Origin of the sequence: Rhizobium azibense, assembly GCF_004342325.1 — a bacterium.
GTDB classification, from domain to species: Bacteria; Pseudomonadota; Alphaproteobacteria; order Rhizobiales; family Rhizobiaceae; genus Rhizobium; species Rhizobium etli_B.
On the sequence record NZ_SMBJ01000003.1, the window covers coordinates 260498 to 286397 of the forward strand.

The following is a 25900-nucleotide window of genomic DNA, read 5'->3' on the forward strand; positions in this document are numbered from 1 at the left end:
TTGATCGCAGGCTTTCAAAGGCCTATGGGACTGCCTGGAACAACGGGCGGTACATGGCACGCATAATCGACATCGCACAACATCGACACGAGGCGCTGCAAACGGCGTCGAGCGTGCTCTCGGAAGGCTTTCCGGTCGCCATCCCGACTGAGACCGTCTACGGCCTTGCTGCCGACGCCACCAATGCGGCGGCGATAACCCGTATCTACGAGACCAAGGGCCGCCCCCGCTTCAATCCGCTGATCTGCCATATGAGCGACCTGGCGATGGCGGAAGACTATGCGCAGTTCGATCCGCTCTCGCGCGCACTGGCCGAAGCCTTCTGGCCGGGCCCGCTGACGCTCGTCCTGCCCCTGAAGGCCAAGAGCCGGATCCATCCGCTTGCAACGGCCGGCCTGGACACGGTCGGGATCCGCGTGCCCAAGGGGTTTGCAGGCGATCTGATCCGCGCCTTCGGCAAACCGCTCGCCGCACCGAGCGCCAACACATCGGGCAGGATCAGCGCCACCAGCGCAGACCATGTCGACGCCGATCTCGGCGAAAAGATCCGGCTCATCGTCGATGCAGGCGCCAGCACGGTCGGTGTCGAATCCACCATCGTCAAGGTCGAGGACGGCGAGCTGAAACTGCTGCGGCCGGGTGGGCTGCCGGCTTCCGAGATCGAGCGCGTTGCCGGCAAGCGGCTGCAGCGTGCCGCCAAGGCATCGGCGGCAATCGAGGCTCCCGGCATGCTCGCCTCGCATTATGCGCCCGGTGCCAATGTCCGTCTCGATGCCGCGGCTGTCAAAACCGACGAGGCCCTGATTGCCTTCGGCGCGGTCGATGTCGCGGGCGCAAGCGATGCGGCCCTCGTGCTCAACCTCAGCCCCTGTGGCGATCTGGCGGAGGCGGCTGCCAATCTTTTCGACTACATGAAGAAAGCCGATGCCAGCGGCGCAGCGACGATCGCCTTTTCGCCAATACCGGACGAGGGTCTTGGCGAAGCGATCAACGACCGCTTGCGGCGTGCTGCCGCGCCGCGCGAATAACAAGGAAGGAATGAGCTCGATGAGCGCCAGCGTCTCCCCCGAAGTTCTCGACCGCTTTGCTGCAATCGTCGGCGAGAAATACGCGCTGCGCAGCGAGGCCGAGCTTGCCCCGCACCTTATTGAGAACCGAGGCCTCTATCACGGTTCCTCTCCTCTCCTGCTCAGGCCCGCGAATGTCGAGGAGGTTTCGGCCATCCTGAAGCTTGCGACGCAAACCGGAACTGCGGTCGTGCCGCAGACGGGCAATACCGGCCTGGTCGGCGGCCAGACGCCGCGCGAGGGCAAATCGGACATCATTGTCTCGCTCGAGCGGATGAACAGGATCCGCGACGTCGATCCGGTGGCGAACGTGCTGGTTGCCGACGGCGGCGCAATCCTCGCCGAGGTGCAGAAGGCAGCCGAGGCGCATGGCAGACTTTTCCCGCTCTCGCTCGGCGCCGAAGGCTCCTGCCGCATCGGCGGCAACCTGTCGACGAACGCCGGCGGAACTGCGGTGCTGGCCTATGGAAACGTGCGCCAGCTTTGCCTTGGCCTCGAAGTCGTGCTGCCGACCGGCGAAATCTGGGATGGCCTTCGTCGCCTGAAGAAGGACAATACGGGCTACGACCTTCGCGATCTCTTCATCGGGGCCGAAGGCACGCTCGGCATCATTACCGGCGCCGTCCTCAAGCTTTACCCGCAGCCGCTCGGCCATCAGGTCGCCTTTGCAGGACTGAACTCCGTGGAGGAGGCGCTTGCCCTTTTCAATCTGGCGGGCAGCCTTTGCGGCACCTCGCTGACCGGCTTCGAGCTGATGCCGCGGTTCGGTGTCGAGATCACCGCCAAACATATCGAGGGCGTGCGCGATCCGCTGGAAGCGGCGTACCCGTGGTATGTGCTGATCGACATCTCGACCTCGGATTCGGCCGAAACCGCCGAGCGGATGATGAATGCGCTACTCGAACAAGGGTTTGAGGCGGGGCTGGTGCAGGACGCGGCGATTGCCTCGTCCGTCGCGCAGCAGAAGGCGCTGTGGCATATGCGCGAGAGCATGTCGGAAGCTCAAAAGCCCGAAGGCGGTTCGATCAAGCACGACGTGTCCGTTCCGGTTTCGAAGATCCCGCATTTCATGCACGAGGCCGGCGACGCCGTCATGGCAGCCATGCCCGGCGCCCGCATATGCGCCTTCGGCCACATGGGCGACGGCAATATCCATTATAACATCTCCCAACCGGTCGGCGCCGACAAGGACGCCTTCATCGGCCGGTGGCATGAGATGAACAAGATTGTGCACGGCATCGTTCTGGCACACAGCGGCTCGATCTCGGCAGAGCACGGCATTGGCCAGCTCAAGCGCGACGAGCTCGCCGCGATCCGCCCTGCCATCGAGATCGACCTGATGCGTCGCATCAAGCGTGCCTTTGATCCGGCAAACATCATGAACCCAGGGAAAGTGGTCAGCGTTGAGTAAGAACGTGGCGGTTTAACCGCCACCCGTCAGAATCTGCAGCGCCGGCGATTGGGTCGTCACGTTCTGGATGTCGTACATCGCCGTGAACCGCTTCACCAGCTTGTCGACTTTCTTCGAGTCGCCGAGATCCTTGAGGTCAACGAACTTTTCGAGAAGCGCAACCTGCTTGTCGACATCCATGCTGGAGATCTGGCTCGGCAGGTTGTAGGCGGTGGTGACGACCTGGAAGAGCGCCTTGTCGCCTAGGATGGAATAGAGCGAGGTGATATCGGGTGCCTTGCGGGCGAAGTAAAGCGCCAAGCGGGTGCCATCGTTCGTCTCGCCTTCCTGCGTCTCGAGCGTCTGCTGCAGATAGGCATCCTGCGTGCGATCGAGCGCACCCCGATCCTGGACGATGCCCAGCTTGGCGCGCGTGAGATTGCCGGCCGTGTCGAAGTTAAAGTCGGCGACGATATTCTTGAATTTCGAGTCCGCCTTGGTGTTCAGATAGCTGTTTGCATCGTCGGGATCGGATGTGAAAATCTTCCGCAGCGTCTCTTCGTCGTAGTCCTTCGGATCGAGACCGACAGACTTGAGAATGAGACCGGTCAAGCGGTCGTCCTCCAGGAAATCATCGAGAGACTGCACCGATTCCATGGTCTTTGCGAAATAGTCGACTTCCTCGGTCGCATCTTTGGATGCCTTGTCCTTCAGGGGACCGTCCTTCATCAGCATGGTGACATGTGACTTGTAGTTCGTCGCATATTTGGCCATCGCGGCGGGCGATAATGCCTGCAGCTGGATCGATGCGTTACCTTCGCCATCGAAATTGAAGGCTCTCGCCAATTGCGTGACCCGATCGTCCTTGAAGGATGCGACATAGCCCGCGGGGTCGTAAGGATCGCTTGCCAGCAGCTTGCGCATCACCGATTTCGACACTTCTTCCTGCGTCAAGCCGTAAGCCTGAAGCGCAACCTGATAGAGATCGGGCAGATCGTCGTTCGTCTTGTCCAGATCGCCGGTCTTGTTGGTCTTTAGAAAATCGTTGATGCTGTCGATGTCGGAGAAATTGTCCATTGTCCTGGTATCGGACATGCGCGTCTTGTAATTGGCGACGATCTCCTCGATGGCGGCTTTCGCCTCGTCATCGTAACGGGCCATGTAGTTTACCGACGTTGCCTGGATCAGCGAATCCGACTGGGGGCCGTCAGGCCCGAGGACGCTTCCATCAGCCTCAAAGCTGAAGGCCTGATGGACAGCCGTGGCGTCCATCATATTGGCATAGGCCGGATCGACAAGGATTTGCTTCAAGGCCGTGTCGCTCAAGTCGGTGCCGAAGCTGCTCGGCCCAAGACTGTAAGCAGCCTTGATGTAGTCCGTCAGGCGCTCGTCGGCGATGAGGCTGTCAACGTTGGTGATCGTCTTGATTTTGGATTCGTAATAGGTCTTGTTGTAGTCGGCAGCGGCCTTCGTCGTATAGACGATATCGGGAAATATCTCGTTGTCGATGATGACGGTCGATGAATTCAGATTGTACTGCTCCATGACCGTGTTTTTCTGTGTCGCGGTCTGGGCCGAGCCATTCACCGTCCCGTCTGCATTGAAACTGAACTGCAAAGCGAGCGCCTGGTACTTCTCACCGCCCTGAAGGTTCACCACGCTGTTCGGATCGTTGAGATCGCTGGTCAGCACATCGCGCAGAAACTCTTTGGACGCGTAGGTCGCATCGATGCCGAATGTCTTCAGCACATAGGTGCGCAGCCGCGTATCATTGACGAGATCATCGACTGTCTGGACCTCAGCGATCGCCGCGCTGTAGTAGTCGGTGTCCTTGATCGCCTGCTTTTCCTGATCGGTGAAGGATGCGTTATACCTGTCGATCAGGTCGTCTTCCTGCGCATCCGTCTGTGCATCGGGCTTCGGCGCATTGAAATTGAAAGCCGCCGCGAACTGCTTGTAGCGCTGGTCCGAAAGCTTGTTGGCGAAACTGTCGGGGTCGGTAAGGTCGCTTTCCAGCACCTTTTTCATGAAGGCCCTGGCATAGGTCATGTCGTCGAGGCCATAGGCCTTCATCGCGTAGCTGTAGAGCTTGTAGTTGCCGAGGAAGTCGTCGACGTCCTTCACCTTGTTGATATTCTCGGCGTAGTAGTCGGCGTCCCGTTTGACCGTCGCCTGCGAGGCAATGCGATCGAGACTCGTCTTCGGGTCACGACTTATGATCGCGTAGGCAACGGAGGCGGAAATCATGAATGCGCCCTTAAACAGCAAAACCTAAAAGAATAATGCAGGATCCTGCGTGCATTCTGCCATGCAAAGCTTACTCGAGACTTACCCGACGCTGTTCCGCTTTGGCGCAGCCATCCTTTCCGGTCCGTTCATGGTCCGGAAACCCTGCCACATTGGTTTTTGATAACCATCGGGGAAGGCAAAGTTTTCTTAACCGCAAATTTTAAGTGGTCCGGAAGGGGGCCCGCCTATTGTCGGGGCGTAGAGGGCGAAAAAGCCCCGAGGAGAAGACCGGAAACCGGCTCTCAGGTAAGACAAGGGTAGAAATGAAAATGAACAACACCGTTATGAAGCCCGCTTGGGCTGGAACGACACTGCGTCTCGATCCGTCGCGCTTTCCCCAGCAGGTCAGCTACGCCATCCACGACTCCACAAGTGACGTCAGCATAACGATCGATGAACGCGGCGCCGTCCTCCGCAAGACCCTTCCCTCCAGCGGCCTGCCGCTTTCCGTTGCCCTGCCGAAGCGTGCCTTCAAAGGCGTTGCAGCCCGGGCGATCGACCACGGCAACGGGGAAGTGACCGTAACGCTTGAATTGCACCACGAAGATCCTGATCTCTGCGTTCCGCTGCTTGTCGCCCACGATCTCTGCGATATCGCGGCCGACTGGCGGGGCTGGTCGGAGGCATTCCGCATTCCGATGCTGATGGTGGAGGCCGACGGCATTGCACGCCCGCTCGAGGAGCACCTCGGTGATTTGCGTACCAGTCACATGAAACCGCGCCGGCGCCATTCCTATTTCGCCAACCGCCGTCCGCGCTTCCTCGTGCGCCGCACGACCGGCAAGCTCGGCGTGACAATGAAGATCGAAGGCAAGGAAATTATCGCCCGCAATTAAGAATTCGGCGAATGACCCAATCTGAAACCCGGCCCAATGCCGGGTTTTTTCGTTTCAATCAGGCAAGGCGGAAGAAAAGCGAGACGATCAGTCCCGTAAAGATAATCAGCCCGACACGGTTGTTCGACTTGAAAAGCGCCAGGCATTGCGTCGCATCGGTGATGTCGAGCCTGGCGATCTGCCAGGCGAACATGCCGGTGGCAGTCAACAGCCCGAGATAGGCCGCGAAACCGACGCCGGCCAAAACAAAGGCGAGCATCATCAGGACCAGTGTTGCGCCATAAAGGCCGATCAGCCACTGTCGCGTCCGATCGCCGAAAAGCCGCGCAGTGGAACGCACGCCAATCAATTCGTCGTCTTCCTTGTCCTGATGCGCATAAATCGTGTCGTAGCCGATCGTCCAGGCAACGGAAGAAAGGTAGAGCGCAATCGCAGCGAAAGACAGGCCGGCGAATATGCCAGCCCAGCCCATCAGCGCACCCCAGGAAAAGGCAAGCCCCAGAAAAAATTGCGGCCAGTCCGTGAAGCGCTTGGCAAATGGATAGAGCGCGACGATGGCGATCGACAGCACGCCAAGAATGACTGCAAACCAGTTGAACTGCAGAAGCACCAGAAGACCGGCAAGCGCCTGAAGCACCATGAAGATCTTTGCCTGGGTGCGCGTGACGCGTCCCGAAGGCAGGGGCCGCGAGCGGGTGCGTGCGACCTCCATGTCGATCCTGTGATCGACAAGATCGTTGTAGGTACAGCCGGCCCCGCGCATGGCGACGGCGCCGATGAAGTAGAGAAACAGGTGAACCAGCGTCTGCGAGCCGGAAAACAGGCCTTGTTTTGCGGCCACATTTGCGGCAAGCGCCACCGACCAGAAGCAGGGCCACATCAGGAGCTGCCAGCCGATCGGCCTGTCCCAGCGCGCAAGCTGCGCATACGGCCAGACCCACGGAGGCAAAATCCGGTAAACCCAATTGTCCGAGGGCGCATCGGCAACGCGCCCGTTAAAGCCAATCTGTTGCATGGGGCCATCTAGCGACCGGCAAAGGCGCGGGTCAATAGCGTCATGGCCTGTTCACCTTCGCCGATAGAGAAAATAGCGGCCGCTCTCCACGGACGCCGGCAGCGGCATTTCCTCCAGTTCGGGATGCTTCAGTTCCAGGCCGCTTGCTGCAAACCCGTCATGGGCCAGCACCGCGACCACGCGCGACGGCAGCCACTCGCGGATGATTGCATCCTGCTCTCGATAGCCGGTTCCGATATCGGCATGAACGACGGCTGCCCTGGTGCCAGTATAACTCAGGCAAGTCTCGGCGATGTCGCCGATGACGACATCGTCGTCGTCGGGCCGGCAGCTTCCATGCGCGCCGTTTTCGCGATCGAACGCGATGATGTGCCGACCCGGGAAGCGCACCCGCAAATGGCTGTAAGTCCTGCCATTGCCAAGGCCGATTTCCAGTATTGGTCCATCGGGCAGGCTCGCCTGCCCTGCCGCGATGTGATCGAGAATATCCCTCTGTGCGGAAATCCTGCTGATGAAATCGTCGAGACGTGTTCGCATAGGCAGCTCCGGAGCTTGAACTCGAAACAAGCGTTAAATCCAACGTCACACCGCTCCAGAACGCAACAGTCCCTTACTGCTGGTTCCAGCGCCGGATGACCGGCTCCGTCAGATCGTGCTCGTAGCCTAAGATGCTGATGCTCGCAGTATCGAACACGAAAAGCGAGCCGTCTTGCGGTGGCAGGCCGAGCCAGCGGGCGGCGAGAACGCGCAGAAAGTGGGAGCTGGAGAAAATCAGGACCGGCGCGCCGGCTTGGCGAAGCTCGCGGATGATCCGGTCGGCCCTTGCTCCGACATCTGCGGCCATTTCTCCGTCCGGGCAGCCGTCGCGGAAGAGCTGCCAGCCGGGGCGGGCCGCGAGGATTTCCTTCGTCGTGACGCCCTCATAGGCACCATAATCCCATTCGGCAAGATCGGGCTTGATCACGGCATCTGCGCCGAAACCGGCAAGGGCGCAGGTGTTCGCCGCCCTTCGAGAAGGGCCCGACCAGACGGCAGAGACAATCAGTCCCTTCAGGCGATCGGCGAGTTTGCGGGCGGCCGTCTCGCCGTTCAGGGTCAGCGGGATGTCAGTTCTGCCGGTATGTTTGCCGGAGAGGCTCCATTCTGTTTCGCCGTGGCGGACAAGATGGATTTGGGGAAATGCACTGCTCATCTGCACGCCTCTTTTCGTCGACAAAGCGCAGCCGAAGCCGCGCCGCGATATCAGAAGACAACCTTTTCCAGGGCAGGCCGCGTGGCCTCGAATTCCTTCAGCTTCGCCTCGTTCTCGGCAATGTAATTGCGGTTGTCGGGTGTCGAATACTGGTTCTTGGAAACCTGGATCTGCATGACGAAGAGTTCGTCCCAGCGGAAGCCTATTTCGGAGCCGGCAAGATAGAACTCCCACATCCGGAAGAAGCGCTCGTCGTAAAGGGCGACGGCCTCGGCCTTGCGCGCCGTGAAGCGCTCGCGCCAATGGCGGAGCGTATAGGCATAGTGCAGCGGCAGGACCTCGATATCGCGAATTAACAACCCGGCCTTCTCGATTGCAGGAACCGTCTCGCCGATCGACGGGATGTAGCCTTGCGGGAAGATGTATTTCTCGATGAACGCATTTGTCGCAAAGCTCGGCTTCGGCCGCGCGATGGAGTGAAGGAGCATGACGCCGTCGTCGGCGAGAAGTTCATGCACCTTGCGGAAGTACTTGTTGAAATTGCCGATGCCGACATGCTCGAACATGCCAACCGAGACGATGCGGTCGAACTTCATGCCCGTCATCGTGCGGTAATCTTGCAATTCGAAGCGGACGCGATCGGCGAGACCGCGCTTTTGGGCGCGCTCGCGCGAGATCTTCAGCTGCTCTTCGCTGAGCGTGATGCCGGTTACGTCGACGCCCTGCGTCGATTCCGCCAGATACATCCCCATGCCGCCCCAGCCGGAGCCGATTTCCAGAATGCGCTGGTTGGGCTGCAGCAGGAGCTTGGCTGCGATATGCCGCTTCTTGGCGACTTGTGCTTCCTCCAGGCTGATGCCCGGCGGATCGAAATAGGCGCAGGAATATTGCCAATCCTCATCAAGAAAGAGCTCGAAAAGCTTTTCCGAGAGGTCGTAATGATGCGCGACATTGCGCTTGTTGTGATTGACCGGCAGCCGGCTCTTCAGCTGCTGCAGTGCGATGCGTCCGACCAGCAGTGCAGCCATCGGAATATCGAAGATTTCGTTGGTGGTGTTCTGCTTCACCATCGAAAGGAAGTCGTAGATGTTGCCCTGTTCAAGAATGAACCGGCCGTCCATGTACATTTCGCCGAGCTTGAGGGTGGGGTCGCGGCGGATAAGCTTCTCCGCCTCCTCGTCGGCAACGCGCACGACGACCAGATGCCCGCTGCCATCGCCAATCGCATATGTCTCGCCATTGGCCAGCGTGAGCTTCAGATTACCCTTGCGGATGATTTTTTTGACAATTGATAAAAATCCCGACGCCATGAAAGGCCTCGCATATGTGACAAGATGATACGCGTTAAACTTAGTCGCTCTCTTCCGCCACACAAGCGCCGTATTTGGCAGTTCGGCAACAAGGTCGCCAAACTGTGACATTTTTGCAATGCCTGCCGTTAAGCCGTTATTTTCGCTTCATGGCCTCTGCAAGAGCAGCACCGAAGGCGCCCTGGTTTTCCTGTTTCGGGACAGCCGGACGCCGGTCGTTTTGCGGCCGCGCGCCCTGATTTCCACGGTACTCGCCGCGTGGGGCTGCAGCCGAGGAGCCATCGTCCTTGCGCATTGAAAGACCGATGCGCTTGCGTTTTGCATCGACCTCGACGACCCGCACCTTGACGACATCGCCGGCCTTCACAACTTCGTGAGGATCTTTGACGAAGCGGTCGGCAAGCTGCGAGACATGCACAAGGCCGTCCTGGTGCACGCCGATATCGACGAAGGCGCCGAAGGCCGCAACGTTGGTCACCGTGCCTTCCAGCACCATGCCGGGCTTGAGATCGGCGATTTCGTTGACGCCTTCGGCGAAGGTTGCCGTCTTGAAGCTCGGGCGCGGATCGCGGCCGGGCTTTTCCAGTTCGGCGAGGATATCCTTGACCGTCGGCAGGCCGAATTTCTCGTCGATGAACTGGCGCGGATCGATCGATTTCAGCGCCGCACTGTCGCCCATCAGCGACCGCAGGTCGCGGCCGCAGGCGGCAACGATCTTCTTTGCTACGCCATAGGCTTCCGGGTGAACCGATGATGCATCGAGAGGCTCCTTGCCGTTCGGGATGCGCAGGAAGCCAGCCGCCTGCTCGAAGGTGCGGTTTCCCAGACGCGCAACCTTGAGCAGGTCGCGGCGGCTTTCAAACGGACCGTTCTGGTCGCGGTGGACGACGATGGCTTCGGCAATCGACGGGCCGAGTCCGGAAACGCGTGACAGCAGCGGTGCCGAAGCCGTGTTGAGATCGACGCCGACGGCATTCACCGCGTCTTCGACGACTGCGTCAAGCGAGCGCGACAGCTTCTGTTGGTCGACGTCATGCTGGTACTGGCCGACGCCGATCGATTTCGGCTCGATCTTGACAAGCTCGGCCAGCGGATCCTGCAGGCGGCGGGCGATGGAAACGGCGCCACGCAGCGACACGTCGAGATCCGGAAACTCAGCCGCGGCGGTCGCGGAGGCGGAATAGACCGACGCGCCGGCTTCAGAAACGATGACCTTGGTGGGCTTTGCACCCGCAAGACCGGCCAGCATTTCGGCTACCAGTTTTTCCGTTTCGCGGCTTCCCGTACCGTTACCGATCGAGATCAGTTCGACATTGTGCTTGAGGATCAGGGCGGTGAGTTCTGCCTGAGAGCCACGCACGTCGTTGCGCGGCTGGAAGGGATAGACCGTGGAGGTCGCAACGACCTTGCCGGTACCGTCGACCACAGCGACCTTGACGCCAGTGCGAATACCCGGATCGAGGCCCATCGTGGCGCGCGATCCGGCCGGCGCCGCCAGCAGCAGATCCTTCAGGTTTCGCGCAAAGACATGGATCGCCTCCTCTTCGGCGCGTTCACGCAGTTCGCGCATCAGGTCGAGAGACAGCGACATGGAAAGTTTGACGCGCCAGGTCCAGCTTGCGACATCCATCAGCCAGCGGTCGCCGGGGCGGCTCGCGCCGATTTCATAGGCAGCAGCGATCATCCGCTCGACAGGTTTGTTGGGAGAGGCGGTCTCGGCGTCAGCCTCGATCGTCAGCGTCAGCATTTCCTCGTTCCAGCCGCGCAGCATGGCGAGTGCGCGATGGCCGGGTGCGGTCGCCCAGCGCTCCGAATGGTCAAAATAGTCGGCGAACTTCTCGCCGGCCGCCTGCTTGCCATCCACGACCTTGGCCTTCAAAAACGCGGCGCTGCGCATATGGGCACGCAGCTTGCCAAGCAAATCGGCATTTTCCGCAATGCCTTCGGCGATGATATCGCGTGCGCCTTCGAGTGCCGTCTTCGCATCCGGCACATCGGCAGTGATATAGCTCTCCGCCAGCACCGCCGGTCCCTTCGAGCGATCGGCGAGAATCGCCTCGGCCAGCGGTCCAAGGCCGCGCTCGCGGGCGATCTCGGCACGGGTACGGCGCTTCGGCTTGTAGGGCAGGTAGAGATCTTCGAGCTCCGCCTTCGTGGCGGCGCGGGCGATCTTCTCCATCAATTCGTCGGTCATCTTGCCCTGACCGGCGATCGATTCGACGATCGTGTCGCGGCGGGCTTCCAGTTCGCGCAGATAGACGAGGCGTTCGGCCAGATTGCGCAGCTGCGTATCGTCCAGGCCGCCCGTCACTTCCTTGCGGTAGCGTGCGATGAAGGGAACGGTCGCGCCCTCGTCGAGCAGCTCGATCGCAGCTTTGGCCTGGTCCGGCCGGGCATTGATTTCGGAGGCGATGACTGCGGCAAGCGAGCGGAGGTCTGCGGCCATGGGATTCCCTGAATTGACGAAGGTAGCGGGACCATAGCGGCGAAAAGCGGCAAGGCAATGCCCCGCAGAGCTTTCCACAGCAGACTGACGCGCATCATTGAGGGTTCGTGCTCGATCCGGTCCTTCGGGCCGACCTTTCCCCGCCGGAAAGAAGGGACGGCAAAGCGCAGCCGCGAGGTGGATGCGCGGCGCGTTGCCACCGCAAGGGTGATTGCCTCCTCGCGTGGCTCGCGCGTCCGCATTTCCCGTTTTTGCGGTTGTGCAGATGCGGCATTCTTTGGTAGCAGAGGCGACCGTTTTGGACCGTCCTCCCTTAAGGAGGCAAGGAAAAGTGACATGCCCGATCTGCTTATAGAACTTCGATCCGAGGAAATTCCGGCCCGCATGCAGCGCAAGGCTGCCGGCGACCTGAAGAAGCTCGTCACCGATGCGCTGGTGGAGGCAGGACTTTCCTATGAGGGCGCCCGCGAATACTGGACGCCGCGCCGCCTAACACTTGATATCCGCGGGCTGACCGGGCGGTCCGCCGATGTGCGCGAAGAGCGCAAGGGCCCGCGCACCGATGCCAACGAAAAGGCGATCGAGGGCTTTTTGCGCGGCTCCGGCCTTTCCTCGGTTTCCGAGGCGCAGGTAAGCAGCGACCCGAAAAAGGGCGATTTCTACATTGCCGTGATTTCCAAGCCCGGGCGCGCTGCCGAAGAAATCATCGGCGACGTGATGCCCGGCATCATCCGCGATTTCCCCTGGCCGAAATCCATGCGCTGGGGAAAGGCCTCCTCCAAACCTGGCTCGCTGCGCTGGGTGCGCCCGCTGCAATCGATCGTCTGCACTTTCGGCACCGAGCATGAAGAAACATCCGTCATCCCCTTCGAGATCGACGGCATCGTCGCCTCCAACGTGACCTACGGCCACCGCTTCCATGCGCCAGGCGCCATCGCCGTCAAGCGTTTCGACGACTATGCCGCGAGCCTCGAAAAAGCGAAGGTCATCCTCGATGCCGAGCGGCGCAAGAACATCATCCTGCATGACGCCCGCGACATCGCCTTTGCGGGCGGACTGGAACTGGTCGAGGACGAAGGTCTGCTGGAGGAAGTCTCCGGGCTCGTCGAATGGCCGCAAGTGCTGATGGGCAGCTTCGAGGAGGACTACCTCTCAATCCCCTCCGAAATCATCAGGCTGACGATCAAGACGAACCAGAAATGTTTCGTAACGCGTAAACAGGGCGAAGAGACGCTTTCGAACCAGTTCATCCTCGTCTCCAACATTGAGGCCAACGACGGCGGCAAGGAAATCGTCCACGGCAATGGCAAGGTCGTCCGCGCCCGCCTTTCCGACGCGCTGCATTTCTGGAAGCGCGACCAGGGGAACTTGCCCGACCTCGAAACCCTGGAAGCGTCGGCGAAGAAATTCGGGCTTGATCTGAGGAAACCGCTCGATCAGCGGATGGCGAAGCTCGATGCGCTGCATGTGACGTTCCACGCGAAGATTGGAACGCAGGGCGAGCGAGTAACACGCATTCGCACCCTGGCCGGCGAAATCGGTAAAATCGTCGATGCAGACCCTCTGAAGGTTAGCCGAGCCGCAGCCTTGGCAAAGGCGGACCTTCGAACTGAGGTGGTGGGCGAATTCCCCGAACTGCAAGGTGCAATGGGAAAGAAATATGCGCTGCTGCAAGGTGAAGATGAACCAGTGGCGGCGGCACTGGAGGACCATTATAAGCCTCAAGGTCCTACCGACCGAGTGCCTACCGACAACGTTGCCATAACCATAGCGCTTGCTGACAAGATCGATACACTTGTGTGGTTTTGGCGAATAAACGAAAGGCCTACCGGTTCAAAGGATCCGTTCGCGCTGAGAAGAGCAGCGCTGGGATCGATACGGCTGCTGTTGGAACGGGAAATCAGAGCACCTCTCATCCCGCTGTTTCGCTCTGCATTTCGGAGCGAATGGGCTGTGGCGATCGCTAGCCACGAAGCTTCGATCAGACTCTTCGAGCTTAAAATCCTAGAGGACAACGAAAGGTTCGACCACGAGAGGCTCGTGCAAGAACAGCGCGCAGCAATCAAATATTGCAAGAATTATCTTGCTGAAGGCCATCCAAAGACAATCGAAGAAGAATATGAACTGGCAATCAACCTCCTTGCCTTCTTCCACGACCGCCTCAAGGTCTATCTCCGCGACCAGGGTGCGCGCTACGACCTGATCGATGCCGTCGTCACACCCGAGGCCGACGACCTCGTCATGATCGCCCGCCGTGTCGAGGCGCTGACGGCTTTCATTACCTCGGAAGACGGCAAGAACCTGTTGGTCGGCACCAAGCGCGCCACGCAGATTCTGGCCGCCGAGGAGAAGAAGGGCACCGTCATCGCCGACGGCGTTTCGGAAAAACTCTTCCGGCTCGATGCCGAAAGGGAGCTTTTTGCCGCCATCGCCAAAGCCTCGGCCGAGGCTTCCGCCGCAATCGCCAGGGAAGACTTCCGCTCGGCGATGGAGGCGCTTTCGAAGCTCCGCACCCCGGTCGACCGCTTCTTCGACGACGTGCTCGTCAATGACGAGGACGCGGCAATTCGCGCCAACCGCCTGGCCCTGCTGCGGCTGATCCGCGAGGCTACGGGCACGGTTGCGGACTTTTCGAAGATCGCAGGGTAACGGTTTCCGACTGGCAGCGGCCTGGCGCCAACCTCTTCGCCTCGTTCCTGTCCTTGTGACAGGGACGCATTGCGCCGAATGAACGGTTCCAGGTCCCCGCCCGGTGGACATGGCGCTGATTGATCCCTCTGACAGGTACAGGCAGGAGGTGGAGGAAAGCGCACCGCACTGGTCATTCACCAGAACTCGCGCTATCAGACAATCATGACCTACAAAATCCTCGTCAGCGCCTGCCTCATGGGCCATGCCGTCCGTTATGACGGCCGGGCGAAGCCGCTCGCGCATCCGGCGCTCGAGCGGTGGCGGGCAGAGGGAAGGCTCGTGATGATCTGTCCGGAGATCTCGGCAGGCATGCCGGTGCCGCGGCCGCCGGCGGAAATCGAGCGCGGCGCGAGCGGCGAGGACGTCCTGTCGGCAACTGCACGGGTGTTGGAGATCACCGGAGGCGATGTGACGGCTGCATTCCGAAAGGCAGCGCAGAATGCGCTCAGGCTGGCTCAGGAGACGGGCTGCACCCACGCGCTGCTCATCGACGGCAGCCCCTCCTGCGGTTCTGGTTTCATCTATGATGGATCTTTCAGAAGAGCGCGGCGCCACGGCAATGGTGTTACAGCTGCCCTGCTGAAGCGCGCGGGAATCCAGGTGTTCTCGGACCGGGAGATCGACCGGCTTGAGGAAAGCCTCGCGACGCCCCTCTGATCCGAAGGCACGTGCTTGGGGCCAGCGCCTTCACCACCTTTGCCAACCATTTTTCGAGCCGCACGCCGGCCCGGGTGGGATCCACCTCGCCCGTGTCTTGCTCAAAATCGCTTTCTGCGATCTTGCCGACGATTGCGTTTTAAGCCTTGCCTAATGCGAAATTCGCATAAGCGATTCGCCGGCCGTCGCCCATTGCGGCCGCCGTAATCCATCTATGGAGTAGCTCAAAGCCAAATAAAAAATAAAGAATGCGCTCCTGCTTCTCTTCAGGAGCGCATTCAATCCGCCATGCGGCGGACCCCGTACGACCAAAACTTTGGCCGGGTCAGGGGCAGGGAACTAAAAATCACATTCTAAGCTCAAAGTCGGAAACGTCGAGCGGCACCGTTTGTTCCGCAGGGGCGGACATGCCTGCAACAACTGGCTTGGCATCACCGCCGATGAGGGAGGTCGTCGCCGTCGGGTCGATGCCTTCGTCGGGGACCGTCACCTTGAAGTCGGCCAGGACTTCGGGGGTCGCCTTGGTCACGAAAACCACGGGCGATCCGCCCATCCAGCCTTCGGTGCGGTAGAGCTTCTGCTCACCGGCCACATTACGCAGCGCGCTGGCCTGGATGGCGCCGGGCGGCAAAGCCGGCACCGTGTAGTCCTTCTTGCGCTCGGTCGATTGCAACGGTGGGCAGGTCGTGCAGGTCTCGGTCACAATGCTGCCGCCGCCGGCGCGCGACGAGCCGATCACCTCGATCGAGGAGGCCATCGCCGAACCAGATGCCAGAAGAATTGACGCACCGAGAATGAATTGACGCATGGAACCTGCTCCGACCTCTATGGGAACATGATAGCGAGCCTTTATTTCCATCCCGTCAGGGGAATGGTTAGAAATTTACGGATCTGACCCGATTTCGGGCCAGGCTCAAGCTTTTTCGCGCTCGATCGCCCGCCAGCCGATATCGCGGCGGCAGAAACCATTTTCCCATTCCACCTTGTCCAGCAGCGCATAGGCGCGGCTTTGAGCCTCGCCGACTGTTCTGCCGGTGGCGGTCACGTTCAGCACTCGGCCGCCGGTCGCGACCAGCTCGCCGTCCTTCAAAGACGTGCCGGCATGGAACACTTTCGCGCCCTCGCCTGCCTCCGGCAGCGAGAGGATCGGCGTGTTCTTCTCATAAGGGCCCGGATAACCCTTGGAGGCCATCACGACGGTCAGCGCCGGATCGTCGCTCCATTCGGCTGTGGCCTTGTCGAGCGTGCCTTCGGCCGCTGCCAGCAGAAGCGGCAGCAGATCGCTCTTCAGGCGCATCATCAGTACCTGGCATTCGGGATCGCCGAAGCGCACATTGTATTCAATGAGTTCGGGGCCCTTTGCCGTAATCATCAAGCCGGCGAAGAAAACACCGCAGAAAGGATAGCCGCTTTCGGCCATGCCGCAGATCGTCGGCTCGATAATTTCCTTCATCGTCCGCTCGATCATCTCGGGCGTCATTACCGGAGCCGGCGAATAGGCGCCCATGCCGCCGGTATTGACGCCGGTATCACCCTCGCCGACACGCTTGTGATCCTGTGCGGTCGCCAGCGGCAGGGCGTTCTTGCCGTCGCAGAGGCAGAAGAAGCTTGCCTCTTCGCCATCGAGATAAGCCTCGATGACGACCTCGGCGCCGGCTGCGCCGAACGCACCCTCGAAGCAATCGTCGACTGCGCCAAGCGCCTCCCCCACGCTCATCGCCACCGTCACGCCCTTGCCGGCGGCAAGGCCATCCGCCTTGACGACGATGGGGGCGCCTTGTTCGCGGATATAGGCCTTTGCCTTCGGGGCGTTGTTGAAGCGCTGGTAGGCGCCGGTCGGGATGTTGTAGCGGGCGCAGATATCCTTGGTAAAACCCTTGGAACCTTCGAGCTGGGCTGCTGCAGCGGACGGACCGAAGACCTTCAGCCCATCGGCTCGCAGGCGGTCGGCAAGGCCGGCGACCAGAGGCGCCTCGGGACCGACAACGACAAAATCGATGGCCTTTTGCACGCAGAAGGCCGCGACTGCCTCGTGATCTTCAACGTTCAGGCTGACGAGCCTTGCATGCTCCGCAATGCCCGGATTGCCCGGCGCGGCATAGAATTCGGTCATCAGCGGCGATTTTGCCAGCTTCCAGGCAAGCGCATGCTCGCGTCCGCCCGAGCCGATCAACAGAACCTTCATGCCTGATCCTTTCCGTTTTCTGTCTGGCGGTTAAGGGGCGTGAAGCCAAAGGTCAAGCGGGAAAGCTCACCAGCCGCCACCGCCGCCGCCGCCACCGCCACCGCCCGAAGAACCTCCGCCGCCGGAAAAACCGGAAGACGAACTTGAGGGCGGGGGCGAGGGAATGGTCGAGGCAATGGTGGACGCCATCGACGACGAGAAGCCGCCGATGCGATCGGAAAAGCTGCCGCTTTTGAAGTTGCCGGAATACCAGGACGGTGCATAAGCCGCAGCCGCCGAGGCAGAGGCCGCCGCAAGCCAGGTTTCGAAGGTGCGCGTCCAGGGCTTCTCGACACCAAGCGCAACCGCATAGGGCAGCAGCTTCTCGAAATGTTGGGGCGACATTTCCGGCGCACCGGCCATGTTCATCCGGTCCTTCTCGGCAAGCGTCAGATACTGACGAAGGCCGTCGATGCCATCCATGATCTTCGAGCCAAGCGGCGTTGGCGCACCCATGATGAAAACATAGAGCAGGTTGAGCAGCACGATGCCGCCGACGGCAAAGAGCATCGGCGTCTCGTGGAATTCCAAAAGCGTGGAGAAAAGTGCCAGAGCCAGCGATGAAATGATGCTGAAGCCGACAAAAACGATGACGGCGATCGCGATCACGGCGGCGATCTTGCCTCCAAGGGACTGGCCGGGGCGGAAGGACCGTGCAAAGCCGGCCACGAAGACGGCGACGAAGACAGAAACGACGATCGGAATGATCATCAGGACGATCGCATCGGTTTCCAGCGTGCCGAAAACGAAGAGCGCGACAAGTGCGGCAGCGCTGAGCGCGATGCCACCAGCCGTATAGCCGCTATTGGAATTGTAGTATTTGCCGCGATGTTCCCGCTCGATCGCCGACCGAAAGCTTTGTCCGACCGACTTCACGCGTTCGCCGTTTGCCTTGTCGATCGTCAGCGATCCCTTGTTGCCGACGGCGCTCAGGAGGCTGGTTTCGGCGGCTTCCAGCTTCTCCTTACCCACCGGCTTTTCCGTTCGCCTGACGATGATCGATTGCTTGAGGTCTTCAAGAACGACATAGCCGCGAACCGCCAGGTCCAGTGCCGTTGCCGAAAGCGCCGTCCAGCCCCCGCCTGAAATGCCCTTGTTGTCGATATAGTTGACGAGCGCTGGAGAGATGCCGTCGGGAGGATCCCAGCGCGGCACGAGGACGCCGCGGGAAGGGTCTCGCCCGACCTTGAGCCAGGAGCGGGTGTAGTAGAGGAACACAAGCAGGAGGCCGCCGAAACCGATGAAATAGTCGCGGTTGTCCTTCAGCCACCAGATGTTCTGATCCGATCTGCTCGGCGGATCGATCGCGCCTTTGGCAAGCTTGACGGCAATCGTCAGACCTTCGTTGGCATCGAGCGGTATGGTCGTCGAGAAGACCGGCCGGGCATTGCTGCCTGACACGCGGGCATTCTTGTCCTTTGCGCCAAGCGCACCGGTGAACACATTCGTATCGGTTGCGGTGACGCCATCTGGCAGGTTCACCGTCGCGGTCGCGGCCATGATCGGGAAGATCCAGCCGTTACCGGTCACATTCCAATAGAGTTCGTCGTAATCGGCGAAATAGCGGATCTGGCGATCGGTGGTGTAGGTGAAGGCATATTCATGGCGGCCCGGCGCAAGCATGACGTCTTCTGACCCAGCATAGATACGGATGCCGCCCGAGACGGATTCCGTCTTCCAAGGCTCGTCCTTGCCGTCGCGTCTGACCGATATAACGTCGAAGTCGACGCTGCGGCGGCGACCCCCTTCATCGACGAAAGTCAGCGGAAAATCGCGGAAGATGCCTCGCCGGATCCGGTTGCCCTCGGCATTGACGGTGATTGTCTCCGTCACCGTCATGGCGCCGCTCTTTTCGAGCCTTATATCCGATGCGAAGGAGTTGATCACCTCCGCAGCACTTGCCCCATATGCTGCAAGCGCCATAAACAGAATGACGCAAAGGCCGAAAAGCCGCCGGATCATATACCTCTCCCCGCCGGCGGCGCGCTGCCGCCTCAGATAATGTCAGCCCTCGTTCCCATATTCGACGCCCAGTCCTGCCAGCGTCCGCCAGTAGGCAGGGAACGTCTTGCCGACGCAATCCGGATCGAGGATCGTGATGCCGTCTATCTTCAGTCCGGCGAGCGCGAAGCTCATGGCGATGCGGTGGTCGGCGAAAGTGTCAATCTCGGCAGGCAGACGTTTTCCGGCAAGCGACGGATCGGACTGGACGATGAGATCGTCGCCTTCCTCGCGTGCCAGATCCGGGCGAATCTGCGTCAGGCCGGTCGACAGCGCGCGGATGCGATCGCATTCCTTGACGCGCAGATTGGCAATGCCGACGAAATGGACGGGCGTTTCGTTGAAAGCGGCAAGGACTGCGAGCGTCGGAACCGCGTCCTGCATCTGCGAACCGTCGATTTCAGCCGGCAGGTGCGGGAACTTGGCGATGATGTCGTAGGCGCGCGCATCCGGCTGCGTGAACGCGCCGTTGGGCACGCCGAGATCGATGGAGCCACCGGTGAGGACTTCGGCCGCCCAGAGGTAAGTTGCCGCCGATGCATCAGGCTCGATGACGAAATCGGCTGCCGTGTAGCCGGTCGGCTCGACGCGCCAGGTGAGCGCGCTCGTCTTCTTGACCTTGGCGCCGAAGGCTTGCATCGCCGCGGTCGTGAGATCGATGTAGCCGAGGGCACCGATGTCCTGGCCGAGGAGTTCAATATCCACCGGGCGGTCGCCTCCGGCCGCCATCATCAGCAGCGCGGACACATACTGGCTGGAGAGACCGCCATCGATGCCGATACGGCTCGCTTCGAAGCGGCCCGCGCCCTTCACGGTTACAGGCGGGCAGCCGGTCTGGGCCGTCGCATCGATTCCGAGAGAGCGCAACGCATCAACGAGCGGACCGATCGGGCGCTTGCGCATGTGCTGATCGCCGTCGACGACGACGGTGCCATCAACGAGTGCGGCAGCGGCAGTCAGAAACCGTGTTGCGGTGCCGGCATTGCCGAGGAAGAGCGGCGCTTTCGGCGGCAGCAGCTTGCCGCTTCCGGTGACGACGAAGCTTGTATCGTCCGGTTCGTCGATGACGACGCCCATAGCGCGCAGCGCTTCGGCCATGTAGAGCGTGTCGTCGCTCTTCAGCGCGCCGGTCAGGCGGCTGACCCCCTTGGCAAGGCCAGCCAGGAGGAGTGCGCGGTTGGTGATCGACTTCGAGCCCGGCGGCACGGCGCGCCCCACGAGCGGAGCCTTAGCGGGAATGATGGTGAGTTTCTTGTCCTTGCTCATGACGCTTGTCTGTTCCGTCCATTGCGCTGGCCGCCCTGCGGCCACTGACCGGCCCTGCTCATAGCAGCTTTTGCGCAAAGGCAAACGCCCATGTCAGAATTTGACGGCCGGGACGGCGCGGTCGGCCTCGTTGGTGATCTCGAAATATTCCCGCTTCTGGAAGCCGAACTGCCCAGCGACCAGATTGGAGGGGAAGCTTTCCACCTTGACGTTGAGATCACGGGCAGCGCCGTTGTAGTACCGGCGCGCCATCTGGATTTCACTCTCCATCGTTTCGAGCGAGGCCTGAAGCTCTGAGAAGTTCTCGTTCGCCTTCAGGTCCGGATAGGCTTCGGCCAGCGCCAGCACACGGCCGAGCGCCTGGCCAAGAAGGCCCTCCGCCTGCGCCCTGCCCGCAACATCGCCGGAAGGCACCGCCTGCGCCTTGTTGCGCAGCTCCACGACCTCTTCCAACGTGCTCTTTTCGTGAGTGGCGTAGCCCTTGACGGTCTCGATGAGGTTTGGGATCAGATCGGCGCGACGCTTCAGCTGCACGTCGATGCCGGACCAGGCCTCTTCGGCCATCTGTCGGGCGCGGACGAGACCGTTATAGATAAAGACAAGATAAAGCGCGATCAGAACGATCACACCGAGAAGGATATACATCGCGAATCCCCCGCAACGACGCAAAGTTTGGACGGAGACTATGCGGCTTGCGCTGGATTGTCATCCCGCATTTCCAGGCCGCGATTCCCGTCAACGACTAGCGAAATATCACGATACCGCACCTATGAAGGCGGCTGTATCTTGCTAACTGTGCCGGCTGGTTACGGTGCACTCGCAACTCATGACGAGGAAATGATCAGACCATGAGCGCAGCATTCTTTCTATTGAGCCTGGCGGCGATCGCATCTCTCGTCGATTTCCGAAAGGGCGCAGGCCCGGCACCCCGGCGCGTCGTCGTACGGTCCGACCACCGCCGCTAAGCATTCTCAGGCGGCGGCCCTGGCGACATTCATGCCGCCGGCATCCGTCAACAGGAACGCTTCGCCGCAAGCCTTGGCGAGCGTGCGCACCCGCAGGATATAGCTCTGACGCTCGGTGACCGAGATCACCCCGCGTGCATCCAACAGGTTGAAGACGTGGCTTGCCTTGATGCACTGGTCATAGGCCGGAAAGACGCATTTGTGCAGCAGCTGATTGGCATTGTCGCTCGGCGCACCGGCGGCGAGGAGCGCCTGGCACTCCTTCTCCGCATCGATGAAATGGCGATGCAGCATCTCGGTATTTGCGAATTCGAAGTTGTGGCGTGAGTATTCCTGTTCGGCCTGCAGGAAGACTTCGCCGTAGCTGATCTTTTCGTCGCCTTCGCGGCCGTTGAAGTTCAGGTCGTAGACGTTGTCGACGCCCTGCACATACATCGCCAGACGCTCCAGGCCATAGGTCAGTTCGCCGGCAACCGGCGCGCATTCGATGCCGCAGACCTGCTGAAAGTAAGTGAACTGCGAGACTTCCATGCCGTCGCACCAACACTCCCAGCCAAGGCCCCAGGCGCCGAGGGTCGGGCTTTCCCAGTCGTCCTCGACGAACCGGATGTCGTGCAGCAGCGGATCGAGGCCAATCGCCGCCAGCGAGCCGAGGTAAAGCTCCTGCAGGTTCGGCGGGTTCGGCTTCAGGATGACCTGGTACTGGTAATAATGCTGCAGACGGTTCGGGTTTTCACCGTAGCGACCGTCCGACGGACGGCGCGACGGCTGAACATAGGCAGCCTTCCACGGCTTCGGGCCGAGCGCGCGCAGCGTGGTGGCCGGATGGAACGTACCGGCGCCGACCTCCATGTCATAGGGCTGCAGAACCGCACAACCCTTGTCCGCCCAGTAGTTATGAAGGGTCAGGATCAGCGCCTGGAACGAACGCTTCGGGTTCATATGGTCGGGGATCGATGCAGACATAAGGACAAGCCACCGGTTGCGTATTTTGCCGGACAGGTGCCATGGGAGAGGGCAAGGGTCAATACATAACCTATGATGGGACCATGTTTTGGAAGGAGTTCGGTGACGACCGTCAAGACGGCCGCCACCCCGAGACGAGCTTTTAGGCTTTCGCAAGAGCTCGTCGACATCTGGCCTTAGCCGAACACACGCGATGCAATCGAAGCGGGAAAAAGCGTTCTTCAGCGGTCACCGTCATTCATCCTCCCGCTTCACGCGGTATTCGCCGGTCGCCGGATCCTTGACAAGCGTGCCGACGGCGCCGGTCTGGCGCTCCTTCTCGGCGCGGCGGGATTTTTCCTGCAGGCGCTTGGCATCGGAGATGAAGCGGCGGTAGAGCCACCAGGCGGCGCCGACCAGGATTATGATTGTGATAAGCTGCGCCATCTCCCTTTTTCTTCTCCTCTCACAGTCCGTAGCGGCTCCACAATGCCTTTTCTTCCGCCGCTTCGACAAGTCCCGTCGCGAGACCTGATGCAAAGCCATCCATCGAGACGGGCGAGACACCGGGAATTCGCCGGCCGAAGAGGCTGCGCGCAGCGGTGACGAGCTGCAGCCTGGTCTTCGGCCCGTAGCGCCTTTTCAGTTCCTGGCGCATGTCGCCAAGGCTGTCGACGAGGCCGAGTTCGAGCCCGCGCGTGCCGCTCCAGAATAGCCCGGAAAAGACGGTTTCGTCATCCTTCAGCCTGCCGGCGCGGCGTTCGCGCACCATGGCGATGAAGATCTCGTGGATCTCGAGCTGAAGGGTCTTCAGATATTCAATGTCCTTTTCCTTTTCAGGCTGGAAGGGATCGAGGATGACCTTGTTTTCACCGGCCGTATAGACGCGACGCTCGACGCCGATCTTCTTGAGGAGTTCGGGGAAGCCGAAGCCGCCGGAAACGACTCCGATCGAACCGACGATAGACGTCGGGTCGGCAATGATTTCATCGCCAGCAAGCGCGATCATGTAGCCGCCGGAGGCCGCCACATCCTCGACGAAGACCAGCACTTTCTTCTGCTTCTCACGGGCAAGCTCGCGGATTCGCGTGAAGATGAGCCGCGACTGAACGGGCGAACCGCCCGGCGAATTGACGACAATGGCGACAGCGGGAGCTTCCTTGTCAGAGAAGGCCTTTTCCAGCACCGGTGCGACATTGGCGAGATTGAGTATCGGGCGGAACTGACCGCCGCCGCTCATGATCGCGCCCTGAAGCCTGACGACCGGGATGATCACCCCTTCCTTTCGGAAGCGCTTCGGTACCAGTTTTCTCAAAAATCCGGCCATTTCAAATCCTTCTCGCTCTCGGCAACGCAATCCATGTATGCAATGGAGCAGCAAACGCAATGGCCACCTTTCCAACATGCATCCGATTTTTCCTATTGCGAATGACTTGCATTATCATTCTGATCGGGCATAGTGCGGGCATTGGTCCCAAAAGCGGTAATGATATGGATGTCTTAAATCGTACTCCAAAAAGCGGCTGGCGACACGATCGCCAGGAAGCCTCGCTTTCAGACGTTTATCGCACGATCGGCACGGGCCGCCCTGGGTCGAAACTCCGGCGGATTGCCGCCTTTGCCGGCCCTGGCTACATGGTCGCGGTCGGCTATATGGATCCCGGAAACTGGGCGACCTCGCTCGCCGGCGGCTCGAAATTCGGCTACGCGCTGTTGACCGTGGCGCTGCTTTCCAACCTCATGGCGATCGTGCTGCAATCGCTTTGCGCCCGGCTTGCCATTGCTTCTGGCCGCGATCTGGCGCAGGCCTGCCGGGACGCCTTCCCGAAATTCGTCTCCGTACCGCTCTGGGCCTTTGCGGAAATCGCCATCATCGCGACGGATATTGCCGAGGTGATCGGCACGGCAATCGGCCTCAACCTGGTCTTCGGCGTTCCGCTGGAACTCGGCGTGCTGATTACGGCGCTCGACGTTTTCCTCATCTTGTATCTGCAAAAGCTCGGCTTCCGCTGGATCGAAGCGTTCATCATCACGTTGCTCGGCGTCATTGCGTTGTGCTTCGGCATACAGATCTTCCTTGCCGACCCGCAGTGGGGCGCCGTCATCACCGGCTTCTTCCCGACAACGGAAATCGTCAGCAACCCGGAAATGCTCTATCTGGCGCTCGGCATCCTCGGAGCGACCGTCATGCCACATAATCTCTATCTGCATTCCGGCATCGTCCAGACCCGCGCCTTTGGCCACACAGTACCGGAAAAGCGGGAAGCGCTGGCCTATGCGACGCTCGACTCGACCTTTGCGCTCTGCTTTGCGCTGCTGATCAACGCCTCGATCCTGATCCTGGCCGCAGCCGCATTCAACGCCAACGGACGCACCGACGTCGTCGAACTCGGCGAGGCACACTCACTGCTGTCACCGCTGCTCGGGCTTGCAATCGCACCAACGCTTTTCGGCATCGCCCTGCTCTGTTGCGGCCTGAATTCGACCGTGACGGCGACGCTTGCCGGCCAGATCGTCATGGAAGGCTTTCTGAAGATCAGGCTTCAACCATGGGTGCGCCGTCTGATCACACGCGCCATCGCAATCGTGCCGGCAGCGATCGTAACGATCTGGTACGGCAACCAGGGCACGGCACAATTGCTGATCCTGACTCAGGTCGTGCTCAGCCTGCAGCTTTCCTTCGCCGTCTTCCCGCTGGTGATGTTCACCGCCAGCAAGGCGAAGATGGGCGAGCTCGTCGCACCGCGCTGGCTGAGCACCGTTGCCTATGTGATCGCAATCGTGATCGCCGGATTGAATATCAAGCTGCTTATCGATTTCGTGACCGGCTAAGCCTCGAATAGGCCGCGCGGCCATTGTTCAGATCATCGACGAAGGGGGAGAATTTATGCGTTCCGTCTTCGTGCATGATAAGGGGTGCGCGCAATGAAATCCGCGCCCGCGACCCCTTGATCGCCGTCACCAGGATGCGGACGGCATTCTCGCCTTTGCGCGGATGGATGGCAGTTATCTCGATGCCGCCGAAGCGCCTGCCGCAACCGGTGATGATGTCGGCGATCGATTCGGGCCGCGCAATCAGCGACAATTGTCCGCCGGGGACCATGATCGCGCCGGCGGTACGAATCCACCTGTCGAAAAGACCATCGGTCATTGCATGGGCTTCAGCCTTCAGCGCATCCGGCGTTCGCCGGTCAGCGGCGTCGTTGAAAGGCGGGTTCATGATGACATGATGGAAGACCTCGTCGGCAAGGCCCGCGTCGTTGCGGGCCTTTGCCGTGAGCGTCACATCCGCCTCCACGACCGTAACGCGGCCCGCCACATGGGCATTTTCCGGCAAGGCAATGCTGCGGCGGGCATAATCGGCCATCTCCACGGAGCGTTCGAAAAGCACGGCCTGCGCCTTCTGTAGCCGGGAGACCACGGCCAGTCCGGCTGCACCGGCACCGGCGCCAAGATCGGCAACCTTGATAGCACGGTCATCGGCAACGAGTGCCGCAAGCAGCATGGCATCCATGCCCGAACGGTGCCCCCTGCCCTTCGGCTGGACGATGTGGAAGCGGCCGCGATGGAAGGCATCGATCGTGTCGGAAGCGTCCGCCATGGCTA

21 protein-coding genes are annotated in these 25900 nt (G+C 60.7%); 6 read left to right on the forward strand and 15 right to left on the reverse strand.

Annotation, left to right across the window (positions count from 1 at the left end; all coding sequences use genetic code 11):
• Window positions 1-53 precede the first annotated feature (53 nt).
• Together EV130_RS08850 and EV130_RS08855 are read left to right on the forward strand one after the other, a co-directional pair.
• Window positions 54-1028: an L-threonylcarbamoyladenylate synthase gene (locus EV130_RS08850; RefSeq protein WP_132660037.1), complete on the forward strand. Its 975-nt coding sequence runs from the start codon at window positions 54-56 to the stop codon at window positions 1026-1028.
• 19 nt (window positions 1029-1047) lie between these two features.
• On the forward strand, window positions 1048-2478 hold the full coding sequence (locus tag EV130_RS08855) for an FAD-binding oxidoreductase (protein WP_074063069.1): 1431 nt from the start codon (window positions 1048-1050) through the stop codon (window positions 2476-2478).
• A gap of 12 nt (window positions 2479-2490) precedes the next feature.
• Here EV130_RS08855 and EV130_RS08860 read toward each other — a convergent pair whose 3' ends face one another.
• A complete protein-coding gene (locus EV130_RS08860) occupies window positions 2491-4704 on the reverse strand; it encodes a DUF1217 domain-containing protein (RefSeq protein ID WP_132552020.1) in 2214 nt (737 codons plus the stop codon).
• Between the two features lie 311 nt (window positions 4705-5015).
• Between EV130_RS08860 and EV130_RS08865 the strand changes: the two genes are divergently transcribed.
• Window positions 5016-5582, forward strand: a complete 567-nt coding sequence (locus EV130_RS08865) for a DUF6101 family protein (RefSeq protein ID WP_074063068.1) — start codon at window positions 5016-5018, stop codon at window positions 5580-5582.
• Window positions 5583-5640: 58 nt separating this feature from the next.
• Here EV130_RS08865 and ubiA read toward each other — a convergent pair whose 3' ends face one another.
• From ubiA to EV130_RS08890, 5 genes are all read right to left on the reverse strand, one after another.
• On the reverse strand, window positions 5641-6597 hold the full coding sequence (ubiA, locus tag EV130_RS08870; RefSeq protein WP_074060423.1) for a 4-hydroxybenzoate octaprenyltransferase: 957 nt from the start codon (window positions 6595-6597) through the stop codon (window positions 5641-5643).
• Between the two features lie 51 nt (window positions 6598-6648).
• Window positions 6649-7134 carry a class I SAM-dependent methyltransferase gene (locus EV130_RS08875; RefSeq protein ID WP_074060422.1) on the reverse strand — a complete coding sequence of 162 codons (486 nt, stop codon included), beginning with the start codon at window positions 7132-7134 and terminating at the stop codon, window positions 6649-6651.
• 73 nt (window positions 7135-7207) lie between these two features.
• Window positions 7208-7789, reverse strand: a complete 582-nt coding sequence (locus EV130_RS08880) for a histidine phosphatase family protein (RefSeq protein WP_132660039.1) — start codon at window positions 7787-7789, stop codon at window positions 7208-7210.
• 50 nt (window positions 7790-7839) lie between these two features.
• Window positions 7840-9099 carry a cyclopropane fatty acid synthase gene (locus EV130_RS08885; protein WP_132660041.1) on the reverse strand — a complete coding sequence of 420 codons (1260 nt, stop codon included), beginning with the start codon at window positions 9097-9099 and terminating at the stop codon, window positions 7840-7842.
• A 136-nt stretch (window positions 9100-9235) separates the two neighbouring features.
• Window positions 9236-11545, reverse strand: coding sequence for a Tex family protein (locus EV130_RS08890; RefSeq protein ID WP_074060419.1), 2310 nt, complete (start codon window positions 11543-11545; stop codon window positions 9236-9238).
• A 336-nt stretch (window positions 11546-11881) separates the two neighbouring features.
• On the opposite strand from EV130_RS08890, the gene glyS reads away from it, so the two are divergent.
• Window positions 11882-14194: a glycine--tRNA ligase subunit beta gene (glyS, locus tag EV130_RS08895; protein ID WP_074060418.1), complete on the forward strand. Its 2313-nt coding sequence runs from the start codon at window positions 11882-11884 to the stop codon at window positions 14192-14194.
• Between the two features lie 204 nt (window positions 14195-14398).
• On the forward strand, window positions 14399-14893 hold the full coding sequence (locus EV130_RS08900; RefSeq protein WP_132660043.1) for a 2-thiouracil desulfurase family protein: 495 nt from the start codon (window positions 14399-14401) through the stop codon (window positions 14891-14893).
• A 346-nt stretch (window positions 14894-15239) separates the two neighbouring features.
• Here EV130_RS08900 and EV130_RS08905 read toward each other — a convergent pair whose 3' ends face one another.
• The 8 genes from EV130_RS08905 to EV130_RS08940 form a co-directional block, all read right to left on the reverse strand.
• Entirely contained in the window at window positions 15240-15701 is a 462-nt protein-coding gene (locus EV130_RS08905) for a plant virulence effector HPE1-like domain-containing protein (RefSeq protein WP_074060416.1), read from the reverse strand.
• A 105-nt stretch (window positions 15702-15806) separates the two neighbouring features.
• A complete protein-coding gene (gene purD / locus EV130_RS08910) occupies window positions 15807-17078 on the reverse strand; it encodes a phosphoribosylamine--glycine ligase (protein ID WP_074060415.1) in 1272 nt (423 codons plus the stop codon).
• A 66-nt stretch (window positions 17079-17144) separates the two neighbouring features.
• The gene (locus tag EV130_RS08915; RefSeq protein WP_132660045.1) at window positions 17145-19079 is read right to left on the reverse strand and encodes a DUF2207 domain-containing protein; all 1935 of its coding nucleotides are present in this window, start codon (window positions 19077-19079) and stop codon (window positions 17145-17147) included.
• 42 nt (window positions 19080-19121) lie between these two features.
• The gene (aroA, locus tag EV130_RS08920; protein ID WP_132552012.1) at window positions 19122-20384 is read right to left on the reverse strand and encodes a 3-phosphoshikimate 1-carboxyvinyltransferase; all 1263 of its coding nucleotides are present in this window, start codon (window positions 20382-20384) and stop codon (window positions 19122-19124) included.
• Between the two features lie 93 nt (window positions 20385-20477).
• A complete protein-coding gene (locus tag EV130_RS08925) occupies window positions 20478-21029 on the reverse strand; it encodes a LemA family protein (protein WP_074060412.1) in 552 nt (183 codons plus the stop codon).
• Between the two features lie 326 nt (window positions 21030-21355).
• Window positions 21356-22315 (reverse strand): glycine--tRNA ligase subunit alpha, encoded by a 960-nt coding sequence (locus tag EV130_RS08930; protein ID WP_074060411.1) that lies wholly within the window; start codon window positions 22313-22315, stop codon window positions 21356-21358.
• Window positions 22316-22549: 234 nt separating this feature from the next.
• Window positions 22550-22741, reverse strand: a complete 192-nt coding sequence (locus EV130_RS08935) for a membrane protein (RefSeq protein WP_027507774.1) — start codon at window positions 22739-22741, stop codon at window positions 22550-22552.
• Window positions 22742-22760: 19 nt separating this feature from the next.
• A complete protein-coding gene (locus EV130_RS08940) occupies window positions 22761-23621 on the reverse strand; it encodes a S49 family peptidase (RefSeq protein WP_132660047.1) in 861 nt (286 codons plus the stop codon).
• Window positions 23622-23785: 164 nt separating this feature from the next.
• Here EV130_RS08940 and EV130_RS08945 point away from each other — a divergent pair, with 164 nt between their 5' ends.
• A complete protein-coding gene (locus tag EV130_RS08945; RefSeq protein ID WP_074063067.1) occupies window positions 23786-25126 on the forward strand; it encodes an Nramp family divalent metal transporter in 1341 nt (446 codons plus the stop codon).
• On the opposite strand, the gene EV130_RS08950 is transcribed toward EV130_RS08945, so the two are convergent.
• Entirely contained in the window at window positions 25104-25895 is a 792-nt protein-coding gene (locus EV130_RS08950; protein ID WP_132660049.1) for a tRNA1(Val) (adenine(37)-N6)-methyltransferase, read from the reverse strand. The two genes, EV130_RS08945 and EV130_RS08950, sit on opposite strands and share 23 nt — an antisense overlap.
• Window positions 25896-25900 lie beyond the last annotated feature (5 nt).

Excerpts from the sequence above, each read along its gene's own strand:
- EV130_RS08860 (WP_132552020.1), bottom strand. The coding sequence starts at position 4,704 with ATGATTTCCGCCTCCGTTGCCTACGCGATCATAAGTCGTGACCCGAAG.
- glyS (WP_074060418.1), top strand. The coding sequence starts at position 11,882 with ATGCCCGATCTGCTTATAGAACTTCGATCCGAGGAAATTCCGGCCCGC.
- EV130_RS08855 (WP_074063069.1), top strand. The coding sequence starts at position 1,048 with ATGAGCGCCAGCGTCTCCCCCGAAGTTCTCGACCGCTTTGCTGCAATC.
- EV130_RS08850 (WP_132660037.1), top strand. The coding sequence starts at position 54 with ATGGCACGCATAATCGACATCGCACAACATCGACACGAGGCGCTGCAA.
- EV130_RS08900 (WP_132660043.1), top strand. The coding sequence starts at position 14,399 with ATGACCTACAAAATCCTCGTCAGCGCCTGCCTCATGGGCCATGCCGTC.
- EV130_RS08905 (WP_074060416.1), bottom strand. The coding sequence starts at position 15,701 with ATGCGTCAATTCATTCTCGGTGCGTCAATTCTTCTGGCATCTGGTTCG.
- EV130_RS08935 (WP_027507774.1), bottom strand. The coding sequence starts at position 22,741 with ATGGCGCAGCTTATCACAATCATAATCCTGGTCGGCGCCGCCTGGTGG.
- ubiA (WP_074060423.1), bottom strand. The coding sequence starts at position 6,597 with ATGCAACAGATTGGCTTTAACGGGCGCGTTGCCGATGCGCCCTCGGAC.
- EV130_RS08890 (WP_074060419.1), bottom strand. The coding sequence starts at position 11,545 with ATGGCCGCAGACCTCCGCTCGCTTGCCGCAGTCATCGCCTCCGAAATC.
- EV130_RS08925 (WP_074060412.1), bottom strand. The coding sequence starts at position 21,029 with ATGTATATCCTTCTCGGTGTGATCGTTCTGATCGCGCTTTATCTTGTC.
- EV130_RS08875 (WP_074060422.1), bottom strand. The coding sequence starts at position 7,134 with ATGCGAACACGTCTCGACGATTTCATCAGCAGGATTTCCGCACAGAGG.
- EV130_RS08915 (WP_132660045.1), bottom strand. The coding sequence starts at position 19,079 with ATGATCCGGCGGCTTTTCGGCCTTTGCGTCATTCTGTTTATGGCGCTT.
- aroA (WP_132552012.1), bottom strand. The coding sequence starts at position 20,384 with ATGAGCAAGGACAAGAAACTCACCATCATTCCCGCTAAGGCTCCGCTC.
- purD (WP_074060415.1), bottom strand. The coding sequence starts at position 17,078 with ATGAAGGTTCTGTTGATCGGCTCGGGCGGACGCGAGCATGCGCTTGCC.
- EV130_RS08885 (WP_132660041.1), bottom strand. The coding sequence starts at position 9,099 with ATGGCGTCGGGATTTTTATCAATTGTCAAAAAAATCATCCGCAAGGGT.
- EV130_RS08880 (WP_132660039.1), bottom strand. The coding sequence starts at position 7,789 with ATGAGCAGTGCATTTCCCCAAATCCATCTTGTCCGCCACGGCGAAACA.
- EV130_RS08945 (WP_074063067.1), top strand. The coding sequence starts at position 23,786 with ATGGATGTCTTAAATCGTACTCCAAAAAGCGGCTGGCGACACGATCGC.
- EV130_RS08940 (WP_132660047.1), bottom strand. The coding sequence starts at position 23,621 with ATGGCCGGATTTTTGAGAAAACTGGTACCGAAGCGCTTCCGAAAGGAA.
- EV130_RS08930 (WP_074060411.1), bottom strand. The coding sequence starts at position 22,315 with ATGTCTGCATCGATCCCCGACCATATGAACCCGAAGCGTTCGTTCCAG.
- EV130_RS08950 (WP_132660049.1), bottom strand. The coding sequence starts at position 25,895 with ATGGCGGACGCTTCCGACACGATCGATGCCTTCCATCGCGGCCGCTTC.
- EV130_RS08865 (WP_074063068.1), top strand. The coding sequence starts at position 5,016 with ATGAACAACACCGTTATGAAGCCCGCTTGGGCTGGAACGACACTGCGT.